General features: G+C 48.1%; 12 protein-coding genes. 7 read left to right on the top strand and 5 right to left on the bottom strand.

The window, feature by feature from the left end; translation table 11 throughout:
- Positions 1–280: 280 nt before the first annotated feature.
- Entirely contained in the window at positions 281–871 is a 591-nt protein-coding gene (locus G8768_RS16455) for a transglutaminase-like cysteine peptidase (protein ID WP_166843957.1), read from the bottom strand.
- A 515-nt stretch (positions 872–1386) separates the two neighbouring features.
- On the opposite strand from G8768_RS16455, the gene G8768_RS16450 reads away from it, so the two are divergent.
- Positions 1387–2214 (top strand): hypothetical protein, encoded by an 828-nt coding sequence (locus tag G8768_RS16450; protein WP_166843959.1) that lies wholly within the window; start codon positions 1387–1389, stop codon positions 2212–2214.
- Positions 2215–2229: 15 nt separating this feature from the next.
- On the top strand, positions 2230–3075 hold the full coding sequence (locus G8768_RS16445; protein ID WP_166843961.1) for a hypothetical protein: 846 nt from the start codon (positions 2230–2232) through the stop codon (positions 3073–3075).
- A gap of 112 nt (positions 3076–3187) precedes the next feature.
- On the opposite strand, the gene G8768_RS16440 is transcribed toward G8768_RS16445, so the two are convergent.
- From G8768_RS16440 to G8768_RS16425, 4 genes are all read right to left on the bottom strand, one after another.
- Positions 3188–3757, bottom strand: a complete 570-nt coding sequence (locus G8768_RS16440; protein ID WP_166843963.1) for a DUF3833 domain-containing protein — start codon at positions 3755–3757, stop codon at positions 3188–3190.
- Positions 3754–4230, bottom strand: a complete 477-nt coding sequence (locus G8768_RS16435) for a chalcone isomerase family protein (RefSeq protein ID WP_166843965.1) — start codon at positions 4228–4230, stop codon at positions 3754–3756. The genes G8768_RS16440 and G8768_RS16435 overlap by 4 nt, the downstream gene beginning before the upstream one ends.
- A gap of 10 nt (positions 4231–4240) precedes the next feature.
- Positions 4241–4768: a DUF2878 domain-containing protein gene (locus G8768_RS16430; RefSeq protein WP_166843967.1), complete on the bottom strand. Its 528-nt coding sequence runs from the start codon at positions 4766–4768 to the stop codon at positions 4241–4243.
- Between the two features lie 181 nt (positions 4769–4949).
- Positions 4950–6911, bottom strand: a complete 1962-nt coding sequence (locus G8768_RS16425) for a lipase family protein (protein WP_166843969.1) — start codon at positions 6909–6911, stop codon at positions 4950–4952.
- Positions 6912–7258: 347 nt separating this feature from the next.
- Here G8768_RS16425 and G8768_RS16420 point away from each other — a divergent pair, with 347 nt between their 5' ends.
- The 5 genes from G8768_RS16420 to G8768_RS16400 all read left to right on the top strand — a co-directional run bounded on the left by G8768_RS16420 (position 7259) and on the right by G8768_RS16400 (position 12805).
- Positions 7259–7981, top strand: coding sequence for an ABC transporter ATP-binding protein (locus G8768_RS16420; protein WP_166843971.1), 723 nt, complete (start codon positions 7259–7261; stop codon positions 7979–7981).
- The gene (locus G8768_RS16415; RefSeq protein WP_166843973.1) at positions 7978–9411 is read left to right on the top strand and encodes an ABC transporter permease; all 1434 of its coding nucleotides are present in this window, start codon (positions 7978–7980) and stop codon (positions 9409–9411) included. Before G8768_RS16420 ends, G8768_RS16415 begins: the two co-directional genes overlap by 4 nt.
- Before the next feature lie 10 nt (positions 9412–9421).
- Positions 9422–10702 (top strand): DUF3526 domain-containing protein, encoded by a 1281-nt coding sequence (locus tag G8768_RS16410; RefSeq protein ID WP_166843975.1) that lies wholly within the window; start codon positions 9422–9424, stop codon positions 10700–10702.
- A gap of 266 nt (positions 10703–10968) precedes the next feature.
- Complete coding sequence (locus G8768_RS16405; protein WP_166843977.1) at positions 10969–11700, top strand: hypothetical protein; 732 nt, start codon at positions 10969–10971, stop codon at positions 11698–11700.
- 175 nt (positions 11701–11875) lie between these two features.
- Positions 11876–12805, top strand: coding sequence for a right-handed parallel beta-helix repeat-containing protein (locus tag G8768_RS16400; RefSeq protein WP_166843979.1), 930 nt, complete (start codon positions 11876–11878; stop codon positions 12803–12805).
- Positions 12806–12860: the final 55 nt, after the last annotated feature.

The following is a 12860-nucleotide window of genomic DNA, read 5'->3' as shown; positions in this document are numbered from 1 at the left end:
TTTATGGTGGCGGATGACAGAAATGTTTCTGCCTTATAGTGAAGGCGAAAGTGGGGTGGCGTTGTGTGCAAAAGTTTCAGAAGGAAACAGCTTGCTTATAAAATATTTGGAAAAACACCCCTTTAAAAGTGAATTCCACTTTTGCGTATAAAAGAGTTTCTTCTAATTTTTTTAGGTAGTGTGAGCAAGCATATTTACAGGTAAAGGTTTATGTTCAGTAAATATGCTTAGTCTTTTTGATGATTGATACTAAGGGAAGTGCTAGAGGGTGGCCGATATTTTACAGCTTCTCTGCTGGTCGGGTAGGGTTGTAGGCGCCCTGAACAGCGGCCCATTTATTCCCGTGTTGTGGAAGGCCATCGAATACAACCTCTGCATTCCAGTCACCATTTTTATGGACGTGAATATTGCTCTGGGAAAAACTGACAAAAGGGGTTAAGTCCTTTCGGCGATACAAGGGGACGATCTTGTCAGTTTCCGAGTCCAATACCAGAGTACTGTTGTCGAACATTTTTCCGCTTGAATGCAATAAGACAGCATGGGGTAAGCCCAGGTGGTTTCTAACCAGAACCAGCCTTAGTTGAGTTGCTGGCACGCCTTGGGAACGCAGAATTTTCATTTTAGCGAGAGCGTAATCTTCGCAATCACCGCCCTGCGTGAAAAACGTATCCGGGTCGAGCCAGTTGTCTTCCTTTTCATAGCTATAGGGCACACTGTTTACCCAGGCATTTACAGCTGAAAGCTTATCGCTTTTTTGCTGATATACGGTATGGCTGTCATCTGTCCAGATTTTTCGGTCAGTAATAGCGCTATATGGCTCGCTGCTTAAGGACACTGAGGCCAGAAATAAAAAAGAGGCTCCGGAAAACATTAAATCAATTCCTCGTCGATACGGCTCTAAGAAATGAAACCCATATAACCAGCAAGGTTTAAGTCTTAATCTTGTCGTAAATGATAAACGTGGAAACTTAATATAAATTGAACAATTGTCTTGACAGGCGTGTATTTTTCTTACCTTAACAGGACTTGAATGGGTGTAAACAAGTCTCGAAATGTTAACTTATGGCATTTGTATTTTGCACTCTAAAGTGCAGGGTACATGCGCAGGCAAATTCCCCTCTCAAAGGAGGGTGTTTGTTTCGTAAGACCTGTGCCTCACAAAAAAATAGCCTCTTCATACCAAGGCCTCTTATCTGGCTCGTAAATTTGCCCCATAGGCAAAAAACATCAACTTTATAAACTTTTCTGCTTGCATCGAATTGCACCGGGATTTGCGATACGAATTCTGACTTTGGTCAAAAATCCTATCCGGAATGGACTCGATGCTCTAACGGCAGTCGAGAATTTTTGCTGTCGAACATTGGCAAGTATGAAGGAGTTATAAATATGATCAGTAAATGGAAGTGTTTGCTCTTGATGGTCGTTCTGGGCCTAACGGAAAACACTGTGGCGCAGTCCTTTCTTGAAAGTCCTGGCAATCGAACCTTTGAAAGTGGTGTTGGTGTTATTCGTGGTTGGTCCTGTGAGGCGGTAGAAGACGTTGTCGTGACTATCGATGATAAAGAGATTCGCCTTCCTTTGGGAAGTCATCGACCAGACACCAAAAATCGCTGCGAGAACGGCGGAGACAATGGCTTTGGTGCGGTGGTGCATTGGCCCAGCTTTGGCATGGGTGCCCATAGCGCAACGTTAAAAATCAACGGGGTTATTGTGGCCCATCACCGTTTTAGAGTATCTGGTGTCTCGACAGACTTTGTTAAAGGGTTATCGTTAAAACATACCTTCCAAAAGTTTCCTTACAAGGATAAAGATGTTGAACTGATCTGGTCTGAAGCCCATCAAAATTTTGTCATCAGCGGGGTCGGAATACCACCTGAAGCACCCCTGCCAAAGGCGCCGGCAGGCTCAATAGTCCACACGCTCACCATTCCAAAAGGTGAACAGACCTCTTCCATTGAATATACCGTCCCTTTTAAAAAGGGAGTCTATAGGCAACTGATCAAAGCCTATAATCGACGCGGGGAGGCCATAAAAATATGTGGCGATTTTGGTGGTGGTTCGATTAATGGCTCTGTATTAGGCCGTGGACAAGTATGTATTTCCGGGAATTTTGTTACCTATGTGCGAGGTGGCGAGGTTAAGCAGCACAGCTTTTGGCTACCGGCAAGGCAGATTGCCGAAGAAGATATTCGAATCGTTATTTACCTACGATAGTGAGAGAAAAGGAAGTTGATTATGAATCGTTTACAGAAATTATGTTGCTTGATACTGATATTCCCCGCTTGGACTATGGCTCAGAGCTTTTTGGAAAGTCCTGGCAAAGGGTCTATTGAAAGTGGAGTCGGCCTGGTTCGAGGTTGGTCTTGCGAAGATGCACAAAGTGCTCAGTTGATCATCGATGGTGAGCATGTCATTGAATTGGTTCCAGGAGGCGAGCGCGCGGACACCGCCAATGTTTGCCAAAACGATGGCAATAACGGATTCGGCAGTGTTGTGTTCTGGGGAACCTACGGACTGGGTGAGCATGAAGCTGAGCTCATTGTGGATGGGAAATCCATTGAAAACCGAAAATTCACGATTGCAGGGGCTTCAAAATCTTTTGTCAAAGGTTTGAAGAAGACGTTTTATCTCGACGATTTTCCTCGGTCCTCAAAAAAAGCCTACATTGAATGGTCAGAAGCTAATCAGAATTTCGTCATTAAGAACATCATTGATAAAAATCAGTACGTTGTGGATTCTAAGCTGGCAACCAGAAAAGGCTATGCGCGGATAATCGAGCTAGGTCTGAATTCCCAAAGCCCAAACGGCAAAATCCATGTTGAGTCGCTTTTCGGAGAAACGCTCAAGGTCACAATATGCTCCCGCTCTCCGAGCATAATTGGACTGTGCGAAAAAGATAGCTTTCACTATGTTGGTTCAGGTCGAGGTGACAGTATCGACCTCAATGCCAGTTGGACGGGCAGTGGAAAAGCCTATGTTTGGGTTCAAATGCTGAACAAACGTGGGCAGGTTATCACCCCGGATAAACCTTATGAATTTCAAATCATTTTTACACCGGACACAGAGGCGATCTAAACAGAAGCTTCACCAGGTCACGGTGCAGCCAGTGGCGACTTCCAAATCAACGAGCATCAACAAACGGGGCAGCGGATAACATGGAGTGTTATCCGACCGCCAAAACCCGGGGCTAGAGGGAACAGTCGGCCGAATTTTCTCTTTGAGCCTGCTCGGAAACTTTATCAATTACCAACGTAATTTCCCCAACGGGTAGCCCCAGTTTGCTCATTCGGGTTCGATTAAGCAGTTTTTTGGGATTGAGTAAAAACAGACGATCATCCAAATTCACAGACCAGCCCCCCTGATGCTCGGGCAGCTCCAGAGTGTAGGCCCAGATTAAGGCGTTTCCGCTGAACTTGCCCTCGGCCATGCCCACAACATCTCCCGCAGTCCCAGTCAGCTTTTGCCCGTCTACCTTAAGTTTCCAGCAGCGATGCTGTTCCTCACCGTCGTCGAAAACAAAGTGTTCATCAAGAAGTCCAATGTCTCCCTGCCACTGGCCAACAATATCCGCGGTAAAACTGCGTAACTGCCTTCCCTTGTAATCTTGCACGATGCCATTGGCCGTCATTTGTCCTGAGAAAAACGCTTTAGGGTCCAGGGCCGGACCTGCCAGGCGGATGTCTTCTGGTTGAGTTGTGCAGCCGGCCAGAGCAATAAGCACTGTCGCCATTGGTGCGCGGATAAGCTGCCATTTCATTTGGTTTCTCCTAAGAGCTTCTTGGCCTGGCTGGGATATTGGCTGTGAGGTCCGATCCAGATATTGATGAATGCTCGGGCAAAACCAGGTGACTCGATGACCCCGAGAGATTCGTCAAACATCCGAAACTCACCCTTGTCTTCGCTGTGTAGAATAAAGCTCAGGCGATCACTTTCGTTAATGTCGGGCCAAACCCTGCTCAACTCGGCAAGCCACTGCTCGCGTTGTGTGTTGTCCAGGTCGGGGACGGTTTTCCATTGCTTGCGAGTTTCATTCAGCAAACGTTGTGCGGAGATATCCCGTAAATAATCCAGTGTGAGTTGCAGAGGATATTGCTCTTGCTGATAACGTCCGCTGGGGCTATAAAGCGTTGCATCGTAGACATCGAACCAAAGAACCGAAAACCGAGTGCTGCCGACTACCTGCAGCTTTTCACTCGCTGTCGCAAACGGGGGCAGACAACTTATCAACACTAGTAACACTCTAAGCAGCATGAGGCTGTTCCTCTCGCTCTGAGCGTTCACAAATGTGAAGCGCCAAGGGAAAGATCAGGGCCCATAAGGCGGCGCATATCACAGCCGTCGCGAGCACATTGTATCCCAGAGAAACCGCCCCCAGTTTGTAAGCCCCCAGATAACTGCTGGTTCCGCCAAACGCTCCCAGTAAGGGCCACCAACGGCGATATTCCCAAAGTGGCTTTAGGCTATGACGCAGAGTGGCGGCAAAGCTCAGCCACAAGGCACACAACCAAATGGGGGCAGCAATCGGCTTGGGAGTAAACTGCCAGACAGACAGTTGGGTTAGGGTGCTATCAATAATGATGCCTGTCATCGCGACCACAGCGATGATGCGAAGCTCAAGCAGCTTTTCAGCTACAAAGGCAAAGTGCAGGGCAAGCAAACCGAGGGCAAGGGGGATTGCACTGTTTCCGTAGAGCACCAATGTCCACCAGCTTAGTTGAAAGCCGGCGAGATTGGCCACGAACCAGATTGGGTTGTTAGGAATGGACATCGCTGCCTCTGTTCGCACTTATTGACATTAGTACGCAGAGAGAAGCAATTCAGATCATTGGGTCAGTTTGGTTCCGGTGGAATAGCGGTAGAGCTTGAAGATATGCCATAAACGCGATTTCTGACAATCTTAAGCTCTTCGCATATTGCAGCTCAATTTACGGCTTATTTTACCGCTCCGTCTAGAGATCAATCGTAAACGAAAAATACTGGCTGTACAGCTTGATATAGTTCGTCATGCGATGATCTTCGCCCAGTTCTTTCAGTTTTTCTTTTGATGTCGTGTAGTTGAGCGACAAGCGATCCATAGCTTTGTAGGCGTTGGAAACATGCAAGACGGCTTCGTCGTTGTCATTGAAATAAATCTCCTTGCCTGCGTGCACATAACTTAGCTGATGCTCGTCGGGCAGGCGGGGAGGTGGAAGCATGGCAATTACATCGCGGTTATTGACCGAGCGGATATAGCGTCCATAGAGTTTCTTTTCGACGTCTTCCATAAATGACTCATTACCCACGCGAGGTTGCCCAAAGGTGAAAACAGCGCTGATATTAAGAGTTGGTGATGCTTCATGATTCTGCAGCTCTATTGTCAGTCGATGGGCCGCCAGTATCGATAGGGCGCCTCCCAAGCTGTGCCCGCAGAAAACAAGCTTGTATTCTCTGGCAATAACAGACGTTAGTTTTTCCTTGAGCTGGGGCCAAATGGCATCGAGAGATTCAGCAAAGCCGGTGTGTATTTTGTATTCTTCACCATTCTCGCCGTTTGCGGGCATCCAGCTCGCCGGCTTCTGTAAAAACCGTGCGTCGGTCAGCATGTCCTGAGCTTTGGTTTCTGTTCCTCTGAAAGCGATAATGGCGACTTTTTGTTCGGCGCTTTCGGTAAGCAGGCATTGGGTATCCGTGGCGCCGTGCTCAAGCAGCTCGGCTTTCAGGCCCCAGTTTTTTGCTTCTTCCTGACATTCTTTCCCGGTTTTGTACGACAGCTCGCTGAGTTTGGCTGCCCAGCACAGGTTGACCGCGTTATAGCCCGCTTTGTTACCGTTGAAGCTATCGAAATCGCTAAAATCAATGTCTTTCGATTCAGGTACAGGAAGTCTGCGCAGGCCATTGTTGATGCTTGAGTGATCGGTGTTCGATGTTCCAGGCAGGCTTGCCCGGCTTTGGGCGGGCTGGGCATCGCCAGAGTGTTGAGCGGAACTTTGTTCTTCGGGTTCTTTGTCGCCCCGCAGGCGTCTGCGAACACCCAGCAATTTTTTCAGTAAATCAAACCAAAAAGGCGCACCGAGAGAGGTTGCAAACGCGGTTAGGATAAACCCGGGAATCTTTAATATAAAAAGGAACAGACTGCCACCGATATCTTCTGAGTCAAATTGGTAGCCGCTCCAGCCAACGACTGGCCCCAAATCAATCACAAGAGATTTAATTTTCTTTTCACAGCTGTCTGTTGTTTTAATGCCGTCACCGGATGCTGCGACACAGGTTTTCAATATCTCTGGTCGCTGTGCGATGTCTTCGGCTATCTGCACATGAGCTTGCCGGGCATAAGGATCTTCCATCAATCGTTGAAAGATGTGCAGGGTGTCGGCATTCACCGCGCAGGCCACAACAAAGCCGACAGCGAGCAGGTACACATTGAGTTTGCGTTTAAACCAGCCAATCGAACGATCAATGCAATCTCCAAACCACAAACAAAGAGACGCTTCGAAACGAGAAATCTCCATTGTTGATTCCTGCCACATACCAAAGATTTCTTTTTTCCAGCCAGAGGCGCCTTCATTGACGCCGGCTTTTTGAAGTGCTTCGTGAAGTTGGAGAGGTTTGTTTCTCAGATAGGAATATTTCCCCTGAACCAGAGTGTCCAGTAAGCAGAACACAAAGGTCGTATCCTTCATTTGTGATGGACCGCGGGGCTCGTCTTCAGGCTTCTCAACGGGGCGAGACAGGGCTCGGATTCTGGCGTGGGCGTAGATCGCCTGTCGAGTATTGCTATCGGTAAGGGTGGTAATGGCGGCCTTAAGATTTTTGCTGTGTAACTTGCCCAATTGAATGGCAAGAATTTCAACCATTGCGGAGACGATCAAACTCAGAACGAGAAAAATAGTAATCAGACCGATAAAAGCATCCAGCATATCCATTGCAACCATCACCGTCTCCGTTCGTATTTATTCTCGTTTGATCAAAGCTGCCTAACTATATCGGAATCGCTAAAACTCTCAAATGGTTTTGGTGAGCTGAGTGGTTTTGTTAAAACGCAGGAGAGCTGTGGGAATTTTAGAAGTCTGCTCAGTTTTTGTTCGCTCTTTCAGCATGTCATCGCGAAAGCCGGCGTTTGTATTCAAATGCAGGTGTATTCAAATGCAGGGATCCTGAAGCGGGAGACGGATCATGGTCAGGGCTGGGTTTGCATTTCAGCACTTTATAATATTAAACTGTAATAGTAACGTTATAACGTAACATTTATTGTATTTTTACCCATATCTTCGGACCTGTAATGCAAAAAGACATGCTTGTAGCTTCATCGCTCTGTGTAAGTTTCGCTCAGCACAAGGTGCTGGATAACGTAAGTTTTGAGGTCGCTGAGGGTGAGGTGTTTGCTCTCCTTGGTGGGAATGGCGCCGGTAAGTCTACGGCTTTAAAGGCATTTATCGGGGCTGTTGCGCCCAGCGACGGGGATGCGCAAGTGATGGGAATGTCCGTCACGAAGGACATCAAAAAGATCCGCAGCAAAGTGGCGTATCTCCCCGAGTCGGTCATGCTGTACGGGCATTTGACCGGCGTCGAGAATATCAAATACTTCCTCTCACTGGCTGAAATATCAAAATCCCAATCCGAGATTGAAGAGGCGCTCAGCCGTGTTGCGTTGCAGCCTGAGGCCTGGAACAGTCAGCTTTCTAATTACTCGAAGGGCATGCGTCAAAAAACGGCAATCGCATTGGCGTTGCTCAGAGATGCGCCGGTACTGTTTCTGGATGAGCCAACCTCCGGGCTCGACCCCAGTGCTATCGACGAATTCAATCAACTTATTACAACGCTTTCCGCCGACGGCACCACCGTATTTATGGTGAGCCATGACGTATATGGAGCCTGCCAGGTCGCCCATCGAATTGGCCTTCTGGATAGCGGCAAGATTGTTGGTATGTTCGAGAGAGAAGGCGACGCGCATATTGACACTGAAGCCGTACATTCCGCGTTTTCCAATCGAGGTCAGGCATGAAAGTCATCACACAAATCATGCTTGATGAATGGCGCTACTGGCTGCGCAGCAAACTCGGCATTACCGTGCTGGCCATTACCCTGGTTATTACGATTGCAGCGGTTATTGTGAATGCCATGGAAATGCGTCAGGCCGCCGAGGAGCGCCAGACCTTACAGAAGACGGCAGAAGCCCGCTTTCTGGAGCAGCCAGATCGCCACCCTCATCGTATGGTGCACTACGGCCATTATGTCTTTCGGGCACCGTCTCCGCTAAGCATTGTGGAACCTGGCGTAGACGCCTATACCGGAACTTCGATATTCCTTGAGGGGCATCGCCAAAACAGCGCAATGTTCGCTGAGCAACGCCAGTCCAGTGGGATGACGCGTTTTAGCAGCCTATCTCCCAGCTTCTTGATGCAGGTACTGGCGCCTTTGTTTATCCTGCTTATCGGATACGCCAGTATGACCCGGGAAAGGGAAGCCGGTACTCTGAGTATTATGGTTTTACAGGGTTTGAGCCGCTGGCATTTGCTACTCGGTAAACTTCTGGCTTTGATGGGGGCCGGGCTGGTTATCCTGTTGCCTCTTTCCATCGCCAGCATAGGGGCGGCACTTCAGGGTGAGTCGGCCCTTGTCAGTGCCGGTTTTATTCTGGGGTATTTTCTCTATCTCCTGGTTTGGAGTGCTCTGGTTCTTGCCGTATCGACGATGAGCAGCAAGAGCAATTCAAGTTTTGCCGTGTCACTCGGTATATGGCTGCTCCTGTGCATATTGATTCCCCGCATTGGCAGTTCGGTAGCGGCAACCGTTGAACCGTCATTGGGAAAACTGGAATCCGATTTCGCGGTTTTGGAGGCCTTACGCAAGCTGGGTGACGGGCATAACGCTGCAGATCCGGCCTTCGAACAACTGAAGAAGAATTTACTGGCCCAATACGATGCGGAAAGTGTAGACGAATTGCCGGTGAACTTCCGTGGGGTTGTTGCTGAATACTCTGAAAAGAAGCTAACCAATGTACTCAATCAGTTTGCCGAGGCTCGTATGGAAGAAGAGCGCTCCCAGGCAAACGTTTTACGAAACTTTGGCTGGTTATCACCAACGATAGCGGTTCGCTCTTTGTCAATGATGATGGCCGGTACCAATGTGGAAACTCACCACCGATTCCTGAGAGATGCGGAAACCCTGCGTTTTGATTTTGTTCAATCTCTCAATCAAATTCATCGCGACCACCTCGATTACAAAACCGATATGGCGCGCTCAAAAAGCAAGGCGTCATCCCTGGCTGCGCGAGTCAGCTCTGATAACTGGTCTGTTCTCTCCGAGTTTGAATTCAAACCTGAACCCGGAACACAAAGACTGGAAAACAGCTTGCCTTATATTGCACAGCTTCTGCTTTGGTGTGTGCTGGTAATGGTGATGTTGAAATACACGATGAGAAGAGTGCAGTAAAGGGGTAGTCATGATTTCATTTTCGGATATTAAACGAGAAGCCCGTTTCCTGGTCAGGCAACGCCATATCGCGTTTCTCATGATTCTAAGCTTTGCATTGTCGGTATTTGCCGTCTGGTCGGGTATTGCTGAAACACGGGCGCAAAGTGCCACCATTGAGCGTTTGCTGGAAAAGAACGATGTTGATCGGCAGGGTGTGCTTGCGAAGCAGAAAAACTATGGTGGTGCCGCGTATTACAGCTTTCACCTGACTTATGCGCAGCCTTCAAGTCTGGCGTTTGCGGCAATGGGACAGCGAGATGTTTTTCCCTGGAAGCATCGGATTCGAATGCTCGCCCTGGAAGGGCAAATCTATGAAACCGATGCGGACAACCCAGAACTGTCTTTGCAGGGGCGTTTTGATTTCGCTTTTTTAGCGGTTGTTCTGCTGCCGTTGTTTATCATTCTACTGTTGCATGATCTGCGTTCAGGCGAGAGGGCGGCGGGGCGCTACGATTTATTGGTCGTCACTGCTGCTAATGAACGGAAGCTTTGGCTGTCACGAGCCATTGTATTATGCTCAAGTCTCGCCGTTGCTGTGCTTGTTCCTTTCCTGATCGGCGCGGCAATCAGTGGGGCGAGCCTTCAAGGCATTCTGTTCTTCACTTTGCTCGTTCTCGCGCATATTGCATTCTGGATGCTCCTGTCTCTATATATCGGCAAACTGAAATCCCTGAGTGCCTTGAGCTCTGCTCAACTTGCTTCGGTGTTGCTGGCTTTCTGGTTAAGTTTCGCGGTACTTATCCCGGTTGGAAGCGATACGATAATTGACGAAGTCGTTGAAAGCCCGAGTGGTGGACAAATAGTACTTACCCAGAGGGAAGCAGTGAATGATGCCTGGGACTTGCCTTTTTCAGCAACCTGGGATGAGTTTTTGAAAACTCATCCGGAATGGGCCGACAAAACGAACATGAATTCCCAGTTTGAGTGGAAGTGGTACTACGCCTTTCAGCAGGCCGGCGATCAAAAAGCGGCAAACTTATCGACTGCTTATCGCGAAGCAACACAAAAGAAAGATGCACTGGCTGGATGGGTAGCGCTGCTGTCGCCACCAATGCTGACCCAAAGGCTGATGACATCGATAGCGGAAACTGATATTCAAGCAATGACTGCCTATGAGCAATGCATACGCGACTACCATGCATCGCTTCGTGAGTATTATTATCCCTTGCTCTTCAATGATGTGGAATTTTCGGTGGACCAACTAAAATGGGTGCCTGAGTATTCTTCGGCGATTTGCGATAACACCTAAAGCGTTTGCCTTGATGTAAAACATCCCCCTCTCTATCGGAGAGGGGGATTATATGCTTGTACCTTCAGCTCAAAAGGTTGATTAACGATCAATCTGAACTTATGTGAAAGCGTGCACCAAAACTAGTGATTGAGCCCAGCCGAAACTCCCTTTACCCTCCGCTCCGGACTCTCAAATAACGTAATAGCCATGAATGCATACCCGTTTGGGTGGGTTTTTCTGTGGCTGTCATTTATTTGCGATTGCTGCAGTTTGTAGGAGCAACAATGAAAAAGAGTCTAAGTGCTTTCCTTTGGGGGGCGTTCGCCCTCGTGTTCAGTGTATTCAGTGTCGGGCAGGGAGTATTGGTGAACGCCAGTGATAATGTGGCCGCCAATCGAATTGTCGGGAGTGGGCCCAATCATTCCGCAACGGCTGCAGCCAATACCGGTTTAGGTACCTATCAGCGTGTTCAGTTAAATCAGGCTTCTGAGTTAAATCGAATTGTAAATGTTTCCCTCACCGATCCGTTTGTGGGTGGGCCCTTTACGTTTGTCGTTAGCATACGCTCGGTTACGGCGCCTTACGCGGAACTGGAGAGAGTGCCCGCAACTGTAGATCCGGTTGGGAATAACTTTTTGGTGACAGACTTTACGTTGCCGCCACCTGGAAACCAACGCACGATTTATCGAAACGAGTTTCACTTTATTACCTCGGTGTTAGCGCCAGGCAGTTACTATGTTGCGGTGCTTGCGCAGAATCCGAATTACAACAGCACCCTGGCTGATACCACTCTCGCAGGCATCAGTGGCACCAGCATTCTAAACAGTTCCATTCCCAGCGAGTCGTCCGGGGCGCTGATGATGAACGTCTACGCCGCAACGGGAACAGCTGCGCCTCCGACGCCGGCGGCAGGAAGCCCGAATGCGGTTCCACTGATGCCAATGCCACTGTTGTTTTTGATGGGGGGAATACTGCTGTATTTCCGAAGACAACTGCCAGAAAAACAATCTGATTAACATTTGCCATAGAGAAAAACATGACAATGTCGCCTGTCGAGCGCTAGTCTTACTAGAACTGGGGGTTGTTCCTCATGCCTGATTTTCCAGAGAATAGTGGAAAAGCAGGCTTTTCTGTTTTTGAAACAGGGTTCCCGATACGGGAAAGTGAACACGTAAAACAAGGAGGTGCTCCATGAAGCGCTTATCAATGGCTGTTACGATTCTGTCATGTTTTTCAACAGCTCACGTTATGGCATTGGCCTGTGGTGATGTGATCAGTAGCGACACGACCTTAACGGCTGATTTACTGGATTGTCCAGCTAATGGCTTAACGATTATTGCCGACTATGTAACGCTCGATTTAAATGGCCACACCATTGATGGCAAGGGCAGTGGTAATGGAATCACCATAGCTTCTGGACTTAATAAGGTGAATATTGTCGGTGCTGGAACCGTTAAGGATTTCTATACAGGAATTGTCGTAAACGATGGCGATAAACATACCTTGAATGATATACGCATATGGGGCACACAGCAGGGTGCCTATTTTCTTAACTTAACGAAAAGTATCGTGACCAAGCTGGATATTATTGGCGGTGTTAATGGCATTGTTGTTGACGGGAACAGTGACGACAATGAAATTAACGATAATGACGTCACCGCTGTGAGCGGCGAAGCTATTTGGGTTCGCGGTGGCAGCTATAACACCTTGAGCGGTAATTATCTTCTGGATAATCAAACCGGCTTGACGTTCAACGGCGGCGTTAAAAATGTATTTAAATACAATCATGTGATAGGTAATGGAAATGGCATACTTATCAGTCCCGGCTATCTCTCGTCAGCGGGAGATTCCATTAAGCACACCATCTATCAAAACAAAATCTATAATAATCACACCGGTATATGGCTCAATACATACAGCAGTCCGGATTTTGTTATTCAAAACCTTATCGAAAAGAATGCAATTTTTGGGGGGGCTCAGGGCTTGTATATCGATGGCCCTAACAATGTTGATAATGAAATCAGCAATAACTACTTCGCGGATCAGACGGTCTTTCATATTCAGGACGGTGGCTCGTCAACATTGTTAAACGCTAACCAATGCAATGGTACGCCTTGTTAAACGGCTTGTTTCGCGATTGAGCACTCTAATAAGACTGGTTCCATGTGAGCCAGTC

This window comes from Pseudoteredinibacter isoporae, from assembly GCF_011602085.1.
In the GTDB taxonomy this organism is placed as follows: Bacteria; Pseudomonadota; Gammaproteobacteria; order Pseudomonadales; family Cellvibrionaceae; genus Pseudoteredinibacter; species Pseudoteredinibacter isoporae.
The sequence above is the reverse complement of the archived record's forward strand: the minus strand, read 5'-3'. Positions and strand labels throughout refer to the sequence as shown.